Annotated in this window: 18 protein-coding genes; 11 read left to right on the plus strand and 7 right to left on the minus strand. The window is 71.0% G+C overall.

The genetic code is table 11. From position 1 onward, the window contains the following. Nucleotides 1-132: 132 nt before the first annotated feature. Nucleotides 133-816, plus strand: coding sequence for a hypothetical protein (locus tag AC07AW_RS36455; RefSeq protein ID WP_478819750.1), 684 nt, complete (start codon nucleotides 133-135; stop codon nucleotides 814-816). A gap of 120 nt (nucleotides 817-936) precedes the next feature. After that, complete coding sequence (locus AC07AW_RS36460; RefSeq protein ID WP_478819751.1) at nucleotides 937-1,290, plus strand: hypothetical protein; 354 nt, start codon at nucleotides 937-939, stop codon at nucleotides 1,288-1,290. 120 nt (nucleotides 1,291-1,410) lie between these two features. Here AC07AW_RS36460 and AC07AW_RS36465 read toward each other — a convergent pair whose 3' ends face one another. Continuing rightward, nucleotides 1,411-1,977, minus strand: coding sequence for a hypothetical protein (locus AC07AW_RS36465; protein ID WP_478819752.1), 567 nt, complete (start codon nucleotides 1,975-1,977; stop codon nucleotides 1,411-1,413). 67 nt (nucleotides 1,978-2,044) lie between these two features. Here AC07AW_RS36465 and AC07AW_RS36470 point away from each other — a divergent pair, with 67 nt between their 5' ends. Next, nucleotides 2,045-2,512 (plus strand): GNAT family N-acetyltransferase, encoded by a 468-nt coding sequence (locus AC07AW_RS36470; RefSeq protein ID WP_478819753.1) that lies wholly within the window; start codon nucleotides 2,045-2,047, stop codon nucleotides 2,510-2,512. A gap of 47 nt (nucleotides 2,513-2,559) precedes the next feature. Here the strand turns inward: AC07AW_RS36470 and AC07AW_RS36475 are convergent, their stop codons facing one another. Together AC07AW_RS36475 and phoU are read right to left on the minus strand one after the other, a co-directional pair. Further along, nucleotides 2,560-2,712: a hypothetical protein gene (locus tag AC07AW_RS36475; protein WP_478819754.1), complete on the minus strand. Its 153-nt coding sequence runs from the start codon at nucleotides 2,710-2,712 to the stop codon at nucleotides 2,560-2,562. A 90-nt stretch (nucleotides 2,713-2,802) separates the two neighbouring features. Next, on the minus strand, nucleotides 2,803-3,483 hold the full coding sequence (gene phoU / locus AC07AW_RS36480; protein ID WP_041130440.1) for a phosphate signaling complex protein PhoU: 681 nt from the start codon (nucleotides 3,481-3,483) through the stop codon (nucleotides 2,803-2,805). Between the two features lie 264 nt (nucleotides 3,484-3,747). On the opposite strand from phoU, the gene phoR reads away from it, so the two are divergent. Together phoR and phoP are read left to right on the plus strand one after the other, a co-directional pair. Further along, nucleotides 3,748-4,977: a two-component system sensor histidine kinase PhoR gene (gene phoR, locus AC07AW_RS36485; protein ID WP_478819755.1), complete on the plus strand. Its 1,230-nt coding sequence runs from the start codon at nucleotides 3,748-3,750 to the stop codon at nucleotides 4,975-4,977. 5 nt (nucleotides 4,978-4,982) lie between these two features. Continuing rightward, nucleotides 4,983-5,654 (plus strand): two-component system response regulator PhoP, encoded by a 672-nt coding sequence (phoP, locus tag AC07AW_RS36490; protein ID WP_465270246.1) that lies wholly within the window; start codon nucleotides 4,983-4,985, stop codon nucleotides 5,652-5,654. A gap of 113 nt (nucleotides 5,655-5,767) precedes the next feature. Here the strand turns inward: phoP and AC07AW_RS36495 are convergent, their stop codons facing one another. After that, a complete protein-coding gene (locus tag AC07AW_RS36495) occupies nucleotides 5,768-6,403 on the minus strand; it encodes a DUF461 domain-containing protein (RefSeq protein WP_478819756.1) in 636 nt (211 codons plus the stop codon). Nucleotides 6,404-7,042: 639 nt separating this feature from the next. Between AC07AW_RS36495 and AC07AW_RS36500 the strand changes: the two genes are divergently transcribed. The 6 genes from AC07AW_RS36500 to AC07AW_RS36525 all read left to right on the plus strand — a co-directional run bounded on the left by AC07AW_RS36500 (nucleotide 7,043) and on the right by AC07AW_RS36525 (nucleotide 13,407). Next, nucleotides 7,043-7,525, plus strand: a complete 483-nt coding sequence (locus tag AC07AW_RS36500; protein WP_003953493.1) for a CarD family transcriptional regulator — start codon at nucleotides 7,043-7,045, stop codon at nucleotides 7,523-7,525. A gap of 313 nt (nucleotides 7,526-7,838) precedes the next feature. Continuing rightward, complete coding sequence (ispD, locus tag AC07AW_RS36505) at nucleotides 7,839-8,588, plus strand: 2-C-methyl-D-erythritol 4-phosphate cytidylyltransferase (RefSeq protein ID WP_478819757.1); 750 nt, start codon at nucleotides 7,839-7,841, stop codon at nucleotides 8,586-8,588. Beyond that, entirely contained in the window at nucleotides 8,578-9,153 is a 576-nt protein-coding gene (ispF, locus tag AC07AW_RS36510) for a 2-C-methyl-D-erythritol 2,4-cyclodiphosphate synthase (protein ID WP_478819758.1), read from the plus strand. The genes ispD and ispF overlap by 11 nt, the downstream gene beginning before the upstream one ends. Nucleotides 9,154-9,333: 180 nt before the next feature. Beyond that, nucleotides 9,334-10,734 carry a cysteine--tRNA ligase gene (cysS, locus tag AC07AW_RS36515; protein WP_478819759.1) on the plus strand — a complete coding sequence of 467 codons (1,401 nt, stop codon included), beginning with the start codon at nucleotides 9,334-9,336 and terminating at the stop codon, nucleotides 10,732-10,734. 79 nt (nucleotides 10,735-10,813) lie between these two features. Next, entirely contained in the window at nucleotides 10,814-11,770 is a 957-nt protein-coding gene (gene rlmB, locus AC07AW_RS36520; RefSeq protein ID WP_478819760.1) for a 23S rRNA (guanosine(2251)-2'-O)-methyltransferase RlmB, read from the plus strand. Between the two features lie 95 nt (nucleotides 11,771-11,865). After that, nucleotides 11,866-13,407, plus strand: a complete 1,542-nt coding sequence (locus AC07AW_RS36525; RefSeq protein WP_478819761.1) for a DoxX family membrane protein — start codon at nucleotides 11,866-11,868, stop codon at nucleotides 13,405-13,407. Nucleotides 13,408-13,480: 73 nt separating this feature from the next. Here the strand turns inward: AC07AW_RS36525 and AC07AW_RS36530 are convergent, their stop codons facing one another. The 3 genes from AC07AW_RS36530 to AC07AW_RS36540 all read right to left on the minus strand — a co-directional run bounded on the left by AC07AW_RS36530 (nucleotide 13,481) and on the right by AC07AW_RS36540 (nucleotide 16,014). Further along, nucleotides 13,481-14,197 carry a nucleotidyltransferase family protein gene (locus tag AC07AW_RS36530; RefSeq protein ID WP_478819762.1) on the minus strand — a complete coding sequence of 239 codons (717 nt, stop codon included), beginning with the start codon at nucleotides 14,195-14,197 and terminating at the stop codon, nucleotides 13,481-13,483. A 46-nt stretch (nucleotides 14,198-14,243) separates the two neighbouring features. Further along, the gene (locus tag AC07AW_RS36535; protein ID WP_392159212.1) at nucleotides 14,244-14,654 is read right to left on the minus strand and encodes a hypothetical protein; all 411 of its coding nucleotides are present in this window, start codon (nucleotides 14,652-14,654) and stop codon (nucleotides 14,244-14,246) included. A 262-nt stretch (nucleotides 14,655-14,916) separates the two neighbouring features. Further along, entirely contained in the window at nucleotides 14,917-16,014 is a 1,098-nt protein-coding gene (locus AC07AW_RS36540; RefSeq protein ID WP_478819763.1) for an ABC transporter ATP-binding protein, read from the minus strand. Between the last annotated feature and the right edge of the window lie 145 nt (nucleotides 16,015-16,159).

Consider the following 16,159-nt stretch of genomic DNA (forward strand, 5'->3'; position numbering starts at 1 on the left):
CGGGTGGTGTCCTGTGGGGGTTCCAGATGTGTGACAGGGCAGGTCACGCGCTTTCGCGGTGGTGGGGGCGTTGCTACGTTCCGGGGCAGGGGTGCGGCCGCGGTGGTCGCCCGTGAAGAGGGGGACTTCCCGATGAACGCCGACCGTCTCAGACCCGCTGCTCTCGCGCTCGCCGCCGTCGCGCTGACCGCCGTGCTCACCGGATGCCAGGACAAGGGTTCCGCCGCCGCGCCCGCCGCGCCCGCCGCGCCCGCCGCGCCGAGCACGCCGAGCACGCCGAGCACGCCGAGCGCGCCGAGCGCTCCCGCGGCGAGCAGCGCCGCTCCCGGGTCGGCCGATGTTCCGAGCGCCGTGCCCACCGTGAAGAAGCCCTCGGCCCCGAAGACCTCCGCCCCGAAGACGTCCGCGCCCAAGCCGAAGCCCACCGCCGCGCCCGCCCCCGCCGGCTGTGTCGACTCGGCTCCGGGGCCCGACGACGTCGACCCCGACGAGTTCGCGCTCTACCGGATCGAGGAGCTCGACGGCAGCACCGGGAAGGTCAACCTCGTCGTCCAGCACGGCGCCTGGGGCTGCGGGTCGCCCGACTCCGACGGAGGGCCGTTCGTCGTCACCGGCGAGGAGAGCCGCTGGGCCCTCGACCAGGCCGCGTACGTCACCGCCACCAACCCCATCGTCACCAGCACCGAGAACCAGCGGATCGGCGTGCAGGAGCTGATCGACTGGGTGAACGCCCACCCCGACTCGGGGCTCGTCTTCCGGTACGAGACCGGGGACGACGGCGCGATCCACCGCCTTGAAGAGGTCTTCACTCCGTAGGGCCCCTGTGGGCCGGTCGGGTGAGGGCGAATCCTTCCGTCTGCGGTGCGCCGCTTACGGGGCGGAGCGCGGGGTTAGGGGTGGGGTGACCTTGGTCGTCTTCACCGAAACGAGAACCCCGTGCGTCTCCGCCACTCCGTCGCCGCCGTCTGCGGCGCCCTCGCCCTCACCGCCGCCCTGGCCTCCCCCGCCCACGCCGCCACCGGCGACTTCAGCTACGCGTTCGTCGGCATCAGCGGCGACACACAGCGGGCCACGCTGCAGGACCCGGCGAGCGGCGAGTGCCTCACGATCCCCGAGGCCGCCGACCCGAACGCCTCCGAGCCCGCCTTCGCGCCGCACAACGACACGGACGAGTACGCGATGGTCTTCACCGAGACCGACTGCTCCGGTGACTCCTGGACCCTCCGGCCCCACGGCCGGCCGGCCACCGAGCGGCTGAAGCTGCGTTCGGTGATCTTCTTCCGGCCGTAGCGCGCCGGTCGTAGTGCACCGGCCGTAGCGCGCCGCCCGTAGTGCACCGGCCGCAGCGCGCCGCCCGTAGCGCTACGGCCGCAGCGCGCCCGGCCGTAGCGTGCCCCGGCGGGCTTCCGCTCAGAACTCCTCGCACGCGTGCGCGCGGAAGTCCGCCACCGTCGTCGTCCGGACCGTGTCGCCGACCGAGTACGAGACCTGGTCCGGCGTGAGCTTCTTCAGGTCCGCCAGGGTGAAGGAGTGATGGCCCGTCGCCCACGAGCTGTCCCGGGTCGCGCCGTAGAGGGTGTAGAGCTGACCCGGCTTCAGCGCGTGCGGGGGTGCGTCGGGGGTCCAGAAGTTGGTGGCGGTGTCGAAGCCGGGCGGGGTGGTCAGGGGCCAGGTCGCGTATCCGGTGACGGGTACGGCCGCGGTCCAGCCGTCCGTGTACTCCGGTTCCTCGGCGTCCGCCGTGGCCTCCGCGTCCGGGTCGGTGACCGGCTCGTCCGGGTACAGCACCGCCGCGTCGACCTGGTCGTGGCACACGAGGATCACGCCCAGCGGCTCCCCCTCGGCGGTCACGGTGACACCGGTGAAGCCCGCGACCGGGACGGTGCAGCCGGCGAGCGCCGGCAGCAGCGCGGTGAGGGCGACGACGGCGGTCAGGAGCGTGCGGCGCGGCCGAAGCGTGGGCGTCGTGGGCGTCATGAGCGTCATTCTGGGTCCGCCCGATAAACGCGGGCGGAGATCACGACCAATCGTTACTGTCCAGAACATGAGCACGTCACTCCGCTTGGAGCGGGTCACCCCCGCCACTGTCGACGCCGCACTCGCCCTGCGCGTCCACCCCCATCAGGAGCGCAACGTCGCCCCCGTCGTGAAGTCCCTCGCGGAGGCGTACGCCTTCGGGGACAACGCCTGGCCGCGGCTGATCTTCGACGGCGACGAACTCGTCGGCTTCCTGATGGCCTTCCTCGACATCCCGTGGAACGAGGAGGAGGACCCGGACGACCGGCGCAGCGGCCTCTGGCGGCTCAACATCTCCGCCGACGCACAGGGCAAGGGGTACGGACGCTTCGCCGTCGAGGCCGTACGCGACGAGCTGCGCCGACGCGGCGAGCGGCGCTTCCACGTGACCTGGGAGCCCGGCGAGGACGGGCCCGGCGCCTTCTACGAGCGGCTGGGATTCCGTACGACCGGTGAGGTCAGCGGCGGCCAGACCGTCGGCGTCCTCGACATATAAAGGGGAAGGGGGTGGGGTGCGGACACCGCACCCCACCCCCTCACCGGTCAGCCCGAGCAGCCGCCGCACTGGCATGAACCGCCCGACTGGCAGCCGCAGCCGCAGCCCGAGCCGCAGCCGCAGGCGCCGAGCACGGGCAGGAACACCGCCTCACGCGGTGACTCCGCCGCGGAGTCCGTCGTCATGGGGGATTCGGCCATGGGGTCCCTCCCTTTCGAGGCGACTGTCGCCTCCCCCCATTGCATGCCCACCCGGACCGGCGCATCAACGGCGCATCGGAGCCCGTGCGCCTATGCGCCCTCCACCGGCGCGTCGGCCGCCTGCAGCTCGTCCGCGTGCTCACCCGTCACCAGGTACACGACACGCTTCGCCACCGACACCGCGTGGTCCGCGAACCGCTCGTAGTACCGGCCGAGCAGCGTCACGTCCACGGCCGTCTCGATGCCGTGCTTCCAGCGGTCGTCCATCAGGTGCTGGAAGAGCGTCCGGTGCAGCAGGTCCATCTCGTCGTCGTCCTGCTCCAGCTGGAGCGCCAGGTCGACGTCCTTCGTGATGATGACCTCGGCCGCCTTCGCCATCAGGCGCTGCGCCAGCTGACCCATCTCCAGGATGGTCGCGTGCAGGTCACGCGGCACCGCGGTGTCCGGGAACCGCAGCCGCGCCAGCTTCGCCACGTGCTGCGCCAGGTCGCCGGAGCGCTCCAGGTCGGCGCTCATCCGCAGCGAGGTCACCACGATCCGCAGGTCCGTCGCCACTGGCTGCTGCCGGGCGAGCAGCGCTATCGCCCGCGCCTCCAGATCGTGCTGGAGGTCGTCGACCTTCTGGTCCGCCGCGATCACGCTCTCCGCGAGCTTGAGATCCGCGTCGAGCATCGCCGTCGTGGCGCGCCCGATCGCCGACCCGACGAGCCGGGCCATCTCGACCAGGCCCTCGCCGATCGAGTCCAGTTCCTCGTGGTACGCGTCCCGCATGGATGTCCCTCTCTACGCAAAACTCCGGGGTCCGGGTGGGGCTCGGACCCCCACGTTCCCACGTTCGGCCCCCTACGCGTCCGGTTCCACCCCCTGATGTGAACCGGCACTTTCCCCCAGGTGAACTCTGGGCGACACGCGCCACCCCGGCCCCCGGGGCAAATGAACCACCCGCATCTCCACGGTGAACTCTGGGCGACGACTGTTCGAGCAGCCACTCGGACGGCTGGGAGAGTGTCTGCGCACCCGCATAACCTTGGAGGCATGGACGTGAACGCGGCGGTCGCCGCATTGGCAGCGATCGCCGGCGTGTGCACCGGCGTGATCGCCATGCTGGCGTTCCGCTGGAGCGAACGCGACCAGGCGCGACCGACCCGTACCTCGCTGCACACCGACGCCGTGCTCCCGCCCGGCGTCGACACCGTGCTGTCCGTGCTGCGCTCCTCCGCGGTCGTCCTCGACGAGAGCGACTCCGTGGTGAAGGCCAGCTCGGCGGCGTACGCGCTCGGCCTGGTCCGGGGCGGCAAGCTGGCCATCGAACCCATGCTCAACATGGCCCGTGACACCCGCCGCGACGGGGAGATACGGCAGGTCGAGCTGGACCTGGCCCGGCGCGGCACCGGACGCGGCGAGGCCCTCGCCGTCTCCGCCCGGGTCGCCCCGCTGGGCTCGCGGCTCGTGCTGCTCCTGGTCGAGGACCTCACCGAGGCCCGTCGTATCGAAGCGGTACGGCGCGACTTCGTCGCCAACGTGAGCCATGAGCTCAAGACTCCCGTCGGCGCACTCTCCCTGCTCTCCGAGGCGGTCATGGACGCCTCGGACGACCCCGAGGCGGTCACCCGCTTCGCCGGCCGGATGCAGATCGAGGCGACCCGCCTCACCAACCTCGTACAGGAGCTCATCGACCTCTCCCGCGTGCAGAACGACGACCCGCTGGAGGACTCCGAGCCGGTCTCCGTGGACGAGCTCGTCGCCGAGGCGATCGACCGCTCCCGGCAGCCGGCCTCCACCAAGCAGATCACCATGGTCTCCGGGGGCGCCGCCGATCTGTACGTGTGGGGGAGTCGGGGCCAGCTCGCCGCGGCCCTCGGCAACCTCGTCGAGAACGCCGTCAACTACTCACCGGCCCGTACGCGGGTGGGCATCGCCGCCCGCCGTGTCGCCGCGCCCGCCGGCGACGTGATCGAGATAGCCGTGACCGACCAGGGCATCGGCATCCCGGACAAGGACAAGGAGCGCGTCTTCGAGCGCTTCTACCGCGTCGACCCGGCACGCTCCCGTGCCACCGGCGGTACGGGCCTCGGCCTGGCCATCGTCAAGCACGTGGCCGCCTCGCACGGCGGGGAGGTCACCGTCTGGAGCACCGAGGGCCAGGGCTCCACCTTCACCCTGCGGCTGCCCGAGGCGGGCGCCGTACGGGACCGCCGGCCCGCCTCGTCCTCCACCCCAGATCTCATGACCGAACCGCTTCCCGCCCCGGAGGTCCTTCCGTGACCCGAGTGCTCGTCGTCGAGGATGAGGAATCCTTCAGCGACGCCCTGTCGTACATGCTCCGCAAGGAGGGCTTCGAGGTCGCCGTCGCGGCGACCGGGCCCGACGGCCTCGACGAGTTCGAGCGCAACGGAGCCGACCTCGTCCTCCTCGACCTGATGCTTCCGGGCCTGCCCGGTACCGAGGTGTGCCGCCAGCTGCGCGGCCGCTCGAACGTCCCGGTGATCATGGTGACCGCCAAGGACAGCGAGATCGACAAGGTCGTCGGCCTGGAGATAGGAGCCGACGACTACGTGACCAAGCCCTTCTCCTCGCGGGAGCTGGTCGCCCGCATCCGCGCGGTGCTGCGTCGTCGCGGCGAGCCGGAGGAGGTCACCCCGGCGGCCCTGGAGGCCGGCCCGGTCCGCATGGACGTCGACCGCCACGTGGTGACGGTCTCCGGCGGCAAGGTCGACCTGCCGCTCAAGGAGTTCGACCTCCTGGAGATGCTGCTGCGCAACGCGGGCCGCGTGCTGACCCGTATGCAGCTCATCGACCGGGTCTGGGGCGCGGACTACGTCGGCGACACCAAGACCCTCGACGTCCACGTCAAGCGCCTCCGCGCCAAGATCGAGCCGGACCCGGGCGCGCCCCGGTACCTGGTGACGGTCCGCGGCCTGGGCTACAAGTTCGAGCCGTAAAGAGCCGTAAAGCTGTGAAGAGCTGTGAAGAGCCGTAACGGTCGGCAGCAGCTGTGAATGCGTGAAGGGGCGCCCCCCTGAGGGGGCGCCCTTTCACGTAGGACTGCCTGGCGTCAGTGGCCGGCCGTCGTCGGCTCGCCCGAGGCCGGGGTCTCCGCGCCGTGCGAGGCCTCGCCCGAGGGCGACGTGGAGGCGGTCGGGGAGGCGGTCGCCGCCTCCGCCGGGAGGGCCGGGACGACCGTCGGGCCGTACTCCTTGAAGTAGCTCTTCGACGGGACGACGAAGGCGCTCAGGCTGACGTCGCCGGTCTTGCTGAGCTTGAAGACGACCTTCTGCGCGTCGCCGTCACGGGCGGCCTCGGAGCCGTTCTCGATCATGGCGGAGGCGTTGCCCTCGCCGCCGATGACGACGGAGCCGTGGGCCGGGACGACGATCGGGCCGGCGCCCTCGGCGGCCTTCAGCTTCACGACGGCGGCCGTGCCGGGCAGGCGGATCGCGTCGATGGTCTGCGGCAGGCCGCCGTTGTTGAAGACGGTGGCGGAGACGGCGGCCGGGCCCTTGGTGCCGGGCAGCGGCTGGGTGATGACCAGCGCGTTCTGGATCTTGACGTCGTCCACCGTGACGGCGGCGTTGTCCGGCCGCACCTCCAGCGTCTGCGCGTCGTTGCCCGCACCACAGGCGGACAGCGCGGCGACGGAGAACACGATGGCGGTGGCGGCGAGGGCGCCGCGTCGAAGGCTGCGGCTCACGGCGGCGGCATCTCCTAGGACGTACGGACAGGCGTGGAACTAAGGGACAGCTAAAGGTGTGTCAGCGCGCTTAGGTTACCGAGCCTCACTCCGCGTCCCGCACCCGACCCGCCCCTAACCGGTCACAGCCGTCCCCCGGACCTGCCGCATCGCCCCTCCCGTCGCGCGCCGCGCACTCCTCGGACGTCACCCCGCGTGGCCGGATCACGACCCATTGACCTGTTGTTCACATAACCGCCTTGATCAATTCGGCGGCGGCCCCGCATTCCCCCGAGACGGACCTCGGAAAAATCCCGTACCGATGTCGCTTGATGTCCATTGATCAATTTCGGGAATCACCCCGGCATGCATCCGTACGAGTGGCCGATCCTCGAACGGACTAGGCGAAGAAGGCCACTCCGAACCCGACAAAACCGGACATCACCCCTCCCTCGGGGGCCTCCAGGTGTGTGTAACGTGCGCGTTTCTCTCCGTCCATGTAGCCGCTCCGACCTGCGAATACCGCCTTCCGGAAGCCCTCCGCAGCACGTTCGTGTCACCGTTGTCAAGCCCCGAGATATGCCCTGACCTGCGAAAACGCCATTCAGAAGAAGCCGAATCCGTGTTACCCTGGATAGCCACGGAAGGGGTACCTGTCACATGACGTTCAAGGTTGGCGACACCGTGGTCTATCCCCATCACGGGGCCGCGCTGATCGAGGCCATCGAAACTCGCCAGATCAAAGGCGTGGACAAGACCTACTTGGTGCTCAAGGTCGCGCAAGGCGACCTGACGGTTCGTGTGCCGGCGGACAATGCGGAGTTCGTCGGTGTTCGCGATGTGGTCGGTCAGGACGGGCTGGACCGGGTCTTCGAGGTGCTGCGTGCACCGTACGCCGAAGAGCCGACGAACTGGTCCCGTCGCTACAAGGCAAATCTCGAGAAGCTCGCCTCCGGCGATGTCATCAAGGTCGCCGAAGTGGTGCGCGACCTGTGGCGTCGTGAGCGCGAGCGCGGACTTTCCGCAGGTGAGAAGCGCATGCTCGCCAAGGCTCGTCAGATCCTGGTGAGCGAGCTGGCCCTCGCGGAGAACACGAACGAGGACAAGGCCGAGGCTCTCCTCGACGAGGTCCTCGCGTCCTGAGGCCGCGTGCCCAAGTGAAGCAGTGAAGCGATGCCGCGGTGCCCGCTGGCGTGCTGTGATCCACACAGTGCTGCCGTCGGGCGCTGCGGCATGTTCGCGTGCGTCTCATGTTCGCGTACGTTTGCGGGGCGTACGCGTCACCGCACCGCTGAAGTAACCCGCACCCCCTGAACTTCTCTACGCCCGAACCCCTGTGCCCACGCGGCCACGCCTCGACCGTCGTCACGGAAAGGGCCCGGTCAAGGCGGTGCGTCCGGCACGGTGAGGCCATACCCATGTCGGCCGCGGAAACAAACCTGCCGGAGTGCAACCGATGTCAGACGAAGTGCGTCCCAGTCGTACCGCCGTGGTGATCCCGGCCGCAGGGCGGGGCGTACGCCTCGGCCCGGGCGCCCCCAAGGCGCTCCGCGCGCTGAACGGCACCCCCATGCTCATCCACGCCGTCCGCGCGATGGCCGCCTCCCGCGCGGTCTCGCTCGTCGTCGTGGTCGCGCCCTCCGACGGCGCCGCCGAGGTCAAGAACCTCCTCGACGCCCACGCCCTGCCCGAGCGGACCGACTACCTCGTCGTCCCCGGCGGCGACACCCGCCAGGAGTCCGTCCACCTCGGCCTCAAGGCGCTCCCCGAGGGCGTCACCACCGTCCTCGTCCACGACGCGGCCCGCCCCCTGGTCCCCGTCGAGACCGTGGACGCCGTCATCGAGGCCGTACGGGACGGGGCCGTCGCCGTCGTTCCCGCGCTGCCCGTCGCCGACACCGTCAAGGAGGTCGAGCCGGCCGAGAAGCCCGGCGACCCCGAGCAGGTCGTCGCCACCCCGGTCCGCGCCCGCCTCCGCGCCGTCCAGACCCCGCAGGGCTTCGACCACGACACCCTGGTCAACGCCCACGCCACCGTCGCCCTCACCGGCGAGGGCGCCACCGACGACGCCGGCATGGTCGAGAAGCTCGGCGCGCCCGTCGTCGTCGTGCCAGGCCACGAAGAGGCCTTCAAGGTGACCCGCCCCCTCGACCTCGTCCTCGCCGAGGCCGTACTCGCCCGCAGGAGGGCCAACGATGGCTTCTGATTTCCCCCTGATTCCCCGTACCGGCATCGGCACCGACGTCCACGCCTTCGAGAAGGGCCGCGAGCTGTGGTGTGCCGGCCTGCTCTGGGAAGACTCCGACAGTGACGGGTACGGGCTCGCCGGGCACTCCGACGGTGACGTCGCCGCCCACGCCGCCTGCGACGCGCTCTTCTCCGCCGCCGGCATCGGCGACCTCGGCGCCCACTTCGGCACCTCGCGCCCCGAGTGGTCCGGCGCCTCCGGCGTCACCCTGCTCGCCGAGGCCGCCCGGATCGTCCGGGCCGAGGGGTACGAGATCGGGAACATCGCCGTGCAGGTCGTCGGCGTCCGCCCCAAGGTCGGCAAGCGGCGCGACGAGGCGCAGAAGGCGCTGAGCGAGGCGGCGGGCGCCCCCGTCTCCGTCTCCGGCACCACCACGGACGGACTCGGCCTCACCGGCCGCGCCGAGGGACTCGCCGCCCTCGCGACCGCCCTCGTGTACCCCGTAGGGCCTGTCCGGCGGGTCATGGCCGGGGCCGCGACGCCTGGCACGGCACCTCGCCGCGTTGCCGAAACGCCCCAATAGCTCCGCTATCGAGGCGCTCCGGCGCCTTGCGATGCACCGCACCAGACGCCGCGGCCCATCCGACCCTGACCCGCCGGACAGGCCCTAACCCGCCCATGAGCCCCCGGCAGCGGTGAAAAACGTCATCGGTGACCCCGATCAGGTATCGGGGCACTACCACACGCCCACTACCCTGGAGTGGTGACTATTCGCCTGTACGACACCAGCGCCCGGCAGATCCGTGACTTCACCCCGCTCACGCCGGGCTGCGTCTCGATCTACCTCTGTGGTGCCACCGTGCAGGCGGCCCCGCACATCGGCCACATCCGGTCGGGGCTGAACTTCGACATCATGCGCCGCTGGTTCGCGTACCGCGGCTACGACGTCACGTTCATCCGCAACGTCACCGACATCGACGACAAGATCATCAGGAAGGGCTCCGAGCAGGGCCGCCCCTGGTGGTCCATCGGCTACGAGAACGAGCGCGCGTTCAACGACGGCTACCACGCCCTCGGTTGCCTGCCGCCGACCTACGAGCCCCGCGCCACCGGTCACGTCCCCGAGATGATCGAGATGATGCGGGGTCTGATCGAGCGCGGCCACGCCTACGAGGCGGACGGCAGCGTCTACTTCGACGTGCGCTCCTTCCCGGGGTACCTGGAGCTCTCCAACCAGGACATCGACGACCTCCGTCAGCCCGCCGAGGACGGCATCACCGGCAAGCGCGACCCGCGCGACTTCGCCATGTGGAAGGCGACCAAGCCGGGTGAGCCCGACTGGGAGACTCCGTGGGGCCGCGGCCGTCCCGGCTGGCACCTGGAGTGCTCGGCCATGGCCCACAAGTACCTGGGCTCCGCCTTCGACATCCACGGCGGCGGCCTCGACCTGATCTTCCCGCACCACGAGAACGAGATCGCCCAGGCCAAGGCCTTCGGCGACGAGTTCGCCTCGTACTGGGTGCACAACGCCTGGGTCACCATGAGCGGCGAGAAGATGTCGAAGTCGCTCGGCAACAGCGTGCTGGTGTCCGAGATGGTGAAGAACTGGCGCCCCATCGTCCTGCGCTACTACCTGGGCACCCCGCACTACCGCTCGATGATCGAGTACAGCGAGGAGTCCCTGCGCGAGGCCGAGTCGGCGTTCGCCCGCATCGAGGGCTTCGTCCAGCGCGCCACCGAGAAGGCCGGGACGACCGTCGCCCCCGCCGCCGAGGTGCCGCCGGCCTTCGCCGAGGCCATGGACGACGACCTGGGCGTCCCGCACGCGCTGGCGATCATCCACACCACCGTCCGCCAGGGCAACAGCGCCCTCGCCGCGGACGACAAGGACGAGGCCATCGCCCGCCTCGCCGAGGTCCGCGCCATGCTCGGCGTCCTCGGCCTGGACCCCCTCGACCCGCACTGGGCCGAGGAGACCGGTGGCGGCGAGGAGCTCCACGGCGTCGTCGACACCCTCGTACGGCTCGTGCTCCAGCAGCGCGAGTCGGCGCGCGAGCGCAAGGACTGGGCGACCGCGGACGCGATCCGCGACCACCTGAACCAGTCCGGCCTCGCCATCGAGGACAGCCCCGACGGCCCCCGCTGGACGCTGGGCAACCGTTAGAAGACGTGCCGCTCGGGACACCGGGCGGCACACTTCAGTTACAGACTTCGTACGTCAGCAGAGGAAACAGGTAGTAGTCATGGCCGGGAACAGCCAGCGCAGGAACCGTCGCACGTCCAACAAGAAGGGTGCGACGGTCGGCAGCGGTGGCCAGCGGCGCAAGGGCCTGGAAGGCAAGGGCCCGACGCCCAAGGCCGAGGACCGCAAGGGCCACAAGGCATTCCGCGTCTCCAACGCGATGGCCCGGAACGCGGCCAAGCGCAAGCCCGTCGCCCGCCGCGGCGGCAAGGGCCTGTCCGAGATGGTCGTCGGCCGCAACCCGGTCTTCGAGGCCCTGCGCGACGGCGTGCCCGCCACGACGCTGTACGTGCAGCAGTTCATCGACAACGACGAGCGCGTGCGCGAGGCCCTGAACCTCGCCACCGGCCGCGGCAACATCAACATCATGGAGGCGCCGCGCCCCGAGCTCGACCGGATGACGAACGGCCTGAACCACCAGGGCCTCGTCCTCCAGGTCCCGCCGTACGAGTACGCGCACCCCGAGGACCTCGCCGCGGCGGCGTACGACGACCACGAGGACCCGCTGATCGTCGCCCTCGACGGCATCACCGACCCGCGCAACCTCGGCGCCGTCGTCCGCTCCGTCGCCGCCTTCGGCGGCCACGGCGTGGTCATCCCCGAGCGTCGCGCCGCCGGCATGACCGCCGGTGCCTGGAAGACCTCGGCCGGCACCGCCGCCCGCACCCCGGTCGCCCGCGCCACCAACCTGACCCGCTGCCTGGAGCAGTACCAGAAGGCCGGCATCACGGTCGTCGGCCTCGCCGCCGACGGTGACCACGAGGTGCACGAGCTGGAGGCGCTCTCCGGCCCGGTCGTCATCGTCGTCGGCTCCGAGGGCAAGGGCCTGTCCCGCCTCGTCGGCGAGACCTGCGACTTCCGCGTCCGCATCCCGATGCCGGGCGGCGCCGAGTCGCTCAACGCCGGTGTCGCCGCCGGTGTCGTGCTCTACGAGGCGGCCCGCCGCCGCATGGGCTGACCCGAACGAGGGAACCACCCCGGCCGTGATCTTGACGGGCCTCGGACATTTGGCAACCGTCAAGGCAGTGTCCTAACCGCACATCACTCGGTTAGATGAGTGTGGACACCAGAACGCCCCGGCCGGGGTTCGACGATCAGCCCGCGCTGAGCATGGTCAAGGTGGATTCCGATCCCGCCCAGGTGATCGTGAACCACGCCAGCTTCCGTGTGCGGCTCGCGCCGGCCCCGCAGCCGAAGTTCGCGGCTCGTACGGCCGCCCTGTCCGGAGTGGGCGCGGGCGGCCCGCGCCGTCGCCCCGTCGTGTGGACCGGAAAGTCCGCGCCGGGCGCGACCGGCCTCCTCCAGGCCGTGCGCGAGTCGTCCGTCTCCACGCTCGAACCCGTCGGACACGGCGGGCACGGCGTCGGCGACACCCAGGCCATCCCGCGCCTCGACACCACCATGCCCACCCCCGTGGTGCCCGCCGAGACGCCCCTGCTGCCGCCGATGCGCCGCGCCGAGGGCGCCTACGACGAGGTGTACGACCTCGGGCCCGAGCCCGCCGAGCCGTACGAGCACGACGCGCCGCACGCCCGGGGCGCCCAGCGCCACGGCCAGGACAACGTCCGGCACGCCTACTACCCCGGCCGCCGGATGAACCTCGGCGTGGTCCTCCTCCCGCTCCGCGTCTTCCTCGGCTTCATCTCCATCTACGCGGGCATGGGCAAGCTCTGCGACCCCGTCTACTTCGACGGCGGCGAGCGCGGCTCCATGGTGAAGTGGCTCAACTCCCTCCACCCCTGGGCCCTCGCCGAACCGCTGCGCGACTTCGCCCTCCAGCACCCCGTCGGCGCCGGACTCACCGTCGCCTTCCTCCAGGTCGTCGTCGGCGTCCTCACCGTCCTCGGACTCTGGCAGCGCGTCGCCGCGGTCGTCGGCGGCCTGCTCTCCGCCGCGCTCCTGCTGACCGTCAGCTGGAAGACCGTCCCGGTCTACGACTCCGCCGACATCATCTACCTGGCCGCCTGGTCCCCGCTGATCATCGCCGGCGCCCCCGTCTACTCCCTCGACGGCCGCCTCGCCGGCGAGGCCTGGCGCACCCTCGGCCCCCGCGCCGAACTCTGGGACCTCCGCCGCCGCGTCACCCGCCGCAGCACCCTTCTCGCCGCCGTCGTCGTCGGCCTCACCCTCCTCGTCGGCTCCGTCCTCGGCGGCGCCGTCCGCTCCACCGAGATGGTCACCGTCCCGGGCCCCAACGACGACCCGATCAACCACCTCCCCGGCCAGCCGCTCCCGCAGGAGCCGACGAGCAGCGCCCCCTCGAAGGCCGCCTCGACGGCGCCCGAGCCCTCCGCGACCACCGAGGCCCCGGCCCGGAGCGAGAAGACCGAGGAGGCCACCCGGCCCACCGAGACGACCCGCGAGTCCACCCGGACCCAGGAGCAGCGCCCGACCGCCACCCAGGGCACGAGCACCGGCACCAGCAGCCGTACGCCCACGCAGTCGAAGCCGGCGCCCCCGCCGTCCACCAGCGACAGCCCGAGCAGCAGCGGCGGCACGTCGAGCGGCGGCTCGACCGGCTCGACCAGCACCCCGTCGGAGAGCGGCTCGACGTCGGGCGGTGCGCACAACCCGATCGGCGGCCTGCTGGGCTGACGTACGGACGCACACGGAAGGGGCGGCACCGCGGGATGCGGTGCCGCCCCTTCTCGTGCTGTCGGCCCGCCCGTCAGGTCTTCTGGGCGGCCAGCTCCTTCGCGGCCTCCGTCAGGTCCTTGGCGGTGTCGATGGCCCTCCAGTACGCGCCGTGGGGCAGCGGGAAGCCCGCCAGGCGCCGCTCGCGAGCGAGGCGGGGGAAGGTGGTGCGCTCGTGGTCGCCGAGGTCGGGGAGGAGCTCCGTGAAGGCCGCGGCGAAGACGTACACGCCGGCGTTGATGAGGAACGGCGACGGCGGCGCCTCGATGAAGTCGATGACGTTCCCGAAGGTGTCGGTCTCGACGGCGCCCCACGGGATCCGGGGGCGGGCCAGGGCGAGCGTCGCGAGGGCGTCGCGCTCGGTGTGGAAGGCGGCCATCTCGCGCAGCGAGAAGCGGGTCCAGATGTCGCCGTTCGTGGCGTACCAGGGCTGGTCCGGGGCCGGCAGGTGCGAGGCGGCGTACTTGAGGCCGCCGCCGCGGCCGAGGGGCTCGGTCTCGACGACCGTCGTCACCTTCAGCGGCAGGTTCGCGGAGGCCAGCCACTCCTGGAGCACCTCGGCGAGATGGCCGCAGGAGACGACGGCGTCGGTGACGCCCTCGGCGGCCAGCCAGGACAGCTGATGGCCGATGATCGGGGTCCCGGTGCCCGGGATCTCGACCATCGGCTTGGGGCGGTCGTCGGTGTACGGGCGGAGCCGTGTGCCCTGGCCGCCCGCCAGGACCACGGCCTGCGTCGGAGAGGTGTGCATACGGGGAACGATAGGCGCCCCGTATGTCCGATGTGCGTGACGACGCTCAGCTCGCGCGCATCACGCCGGTCGCGTACGAGGTGTCGCAGACCGGGCGGGAGTAGGCCTGGGCGCGGGAGGGGCCGTAGTGCTCGACGGCGGCGCGGCCGAGGGCGCGGGCGATGGAGAAGCAGTGCTGGGCGAGGGAGGGCCGGTTCTCCACCTCGCGCTGGAGGTGGGTGAGGGCCGTGCCGGGGTCCTTCTCCTGAAGCTCTGCGAGGAGCTGGTCGCGGAGAATATCCTGCGGGGCACGGGACTTGGCCCGGGTGGAGACGTCCGTGGAGGACGCCGTCAGCTGGGTCCCGGAGTCCTGGCCGGCCCACGGAACGGCGGACACCGCGAGCGTTCCCGAGAGCACCAGGACGACGGGCAGGACGAGGGCGAGAGAGCGGCCGATTCGGCGGGCAGTGTGCGTCACGCAGGCGAGCGTAGCGGCCGGTAGTGATATGGCGACATTTAGTCACTCTCGCGAGGGATGGTTCGAGGCGTCTTTTCGAATCCCGTGTTGACGCGGGGGTTCGGGCGGGGCCCTGAATGCCGGGGTTTTCCGGGGTAAGCCCGTTGTACGCCCGCGGCGCGCCCGTTTAAACGAACGGCCCCGCGTCTGCAACAGACGCGGGGCCGTACGGCAGTGCTCGGGAGCGGTCTCGGTCGTCGAGGCGCGCGCCCGTGGGCGGGTCTCAGTCGCTGAGGCGGGCGCCCGTGGAGGTCGAGAAGACGTGCAGCTCGTCGGCGCGCGGCACGACGTGCAGCGTGGAGCCCTTGGCGGGCACGTCACGGCCGCCGACGCGGACCACCAGGTCCTTGTCCTCGCCGCCGACGCGGGTGGAGCCGTACACGAAGCCGTCCGAGCCGAGCTCCTCGACGACGTTGACGGTGACGGCCAGGCCGTCCTTCGAGGTCGCGCTCTGCACGTCGAAGTGCTCCGGGCGGACGCCGACGGTGACGGTGGTGTCGCCGGCGGCGGAGGCGGCGGCGATGGCGTCGCGGGTCACCGGGACGACGCTCGTGCCGAACTTCACGCCGCCGTCGACGATCGGGACCTCGACCAGGTTCATGGCCGGGGAGCCGATGAAGCCGGCGACGAAGAGGTTGGCGGGCTTGTCGTACATGTTGCGCGGCGAGTCGACCTGCTGGAGCAGACCGTCCTTCAGGACGGCGACCCGGTCGCCCATGGTGAGGGCCTCGGTCTGGTCGTGGGTGACGTAGACCGTGGTGATGCCCAGACGGCGCTGGAGGCCGGCGATCTGCGTACGGGTCGAGACGCGGAGCTTGGCGTCGAGGTTCGACAGCGGCTCGTCCATGAGGAAGACCTGCGGCTCGCGGACGATGGCGCGGCCCATGGCGACGCGCTGGCGCTGACCGCCGGAGAGCGCCTTCGGCTTGCGGTCGAGGTACTCGGTGAGGTCGAGGATCTTCGCCGCCTCCTCGACCTTGGCGCGGATCTCCGACTTGTTCACGCCGGCGATCTTGAGGGCGAAGCCCATGTTGTCGGCGACGCTCATGTGCGGGTACAGCGCGTAGTTCTGGAACACCATCGCGATGTCCCGGTCTTTCGGCGGCAGGTGCGTGACGTCGCGGTCGCCGATGCGGATGGAGCCGGCGTTGACGTCCTCGAGACCCGCGAGCATGCGCAGGGAGGTCGACTTGCCGCAGCCGGAGGGGCCGACGAGGACGAGGAACTCGCCGTCCGCGATCTCGATGTCGAGCTGGTCGACGGAGGGCTTGGTGGCACCCGGGTAGACCCGGGTGGCCTTGTCGAACGTGACGGAAGCCATGGTGATGTGTCCCTTCACCGGCAGGAACGTGCCGGACGATCCGAGTAAAGGAAGGATTGAGGTCTAGTCCACCTGGGTGAACCGCAAGTGACGCTACCCGGCGGTGCCCGATCTGTCAGCACTCACGGGCCCGTGAGATTTCCGA

This window comes from Streptomyces sp. NPDC044003 (assembly GCF_056435185.1).

Excerpts from the sequence above, each read along its gene's own strand:
- AC07AW_RS36455 (WP_478819750.1), top strand. The coding sequence starts at position 133 with ATGAACGCCGACCGTCTCAGACCCGCTGCTCTCGCGCTCGCCGCCGTC.
- AC07AW_RS36465 (WP_478819752.1), bottom strand. The coding sequence starts at position 1,977 with ATGACGCCCACGACGCCCACGCTTCGGCCGCGCCGCACGCTCCTGACC.
- AC07AW_RS36470 (WP_478819753.1), top strand. The coding sequence starts at position 2,045 with ATGAGCACGTCACTCCGCTTGGAGCGGGTCACCCCCGCCACTGTCGAC.
- AC07AW_RS36475 (WP_478819754.1), bottom strand. The coding sequence starts at position 2,712 with ATGGCCGAATCCCCCATGACGACGGACTCCGCGGCGGAGTCACCGCGT.
- phoU (WP_041130440.1), bottom strand. The coding sequence starts at position 3,483 with ATGCGGGACGCGTACCACGAGGAACTGGACTCGATCGGCGAGGGCCTG.
- phoR (WP_478819755.1), top strand. The coding sequence starts at position 3,748 with ATGGACGTGAACGCGGCGGTCGCCGCATTGGCAGCGATCGCCGGCGTG.
- AC07AW_RS36500 (WP_003953493.1), top strand. The coding sequence starts at position 7,043 with ATGACGTTCAAGGTTGGCGACACCGTGGTCTATCCCCATCACGGGGCC.
- ispD (WP_478819757.1), top strand. The coding sequence starts at position 7,839 with ATGTCAGACGAAGTGCGTCCCAGTCGTACCGCCGTGGTGATCCCGGCC.
- ispF (WP_478819758.1), top strand. The coding sequence starts at position 8,578 with ATGGCTTCTGATTTCCCCCTGATTCCCCGTACCGGCATCGGCACCGAC.
- rlmB (WP_478819760.1), top strand. The coding sequence starts at position 10,814 with ATGGCCGGGAACAGCCAGCGCAGGAACCGTCGCACGTCCAACAAGAAG.
- AC07AW_RS36525 (WP_478819761.1), top strand. The coding sequence starts at position 11,866 with ATGAGTGTGGACACCAGAACGCCCCGGCCGGGGTTCGACGATCAGCCC.
- AC07AW_RS36530 (WP_478819762.1), bottom strand. The coding sequence starts at position 14,197 with ATGCACACCTCTCCGACGCAGGCCGTGGTCCTGGCGGGCGGCCAGGGC.
- AC07AW_RS36540 (WP_478819763.1), bottom strand. The coding sequence starts at position 16,014 with ATGGCTTCCGTCACGTTCGACAAGGCCACCCGGGTCTACCCGGGTGCC.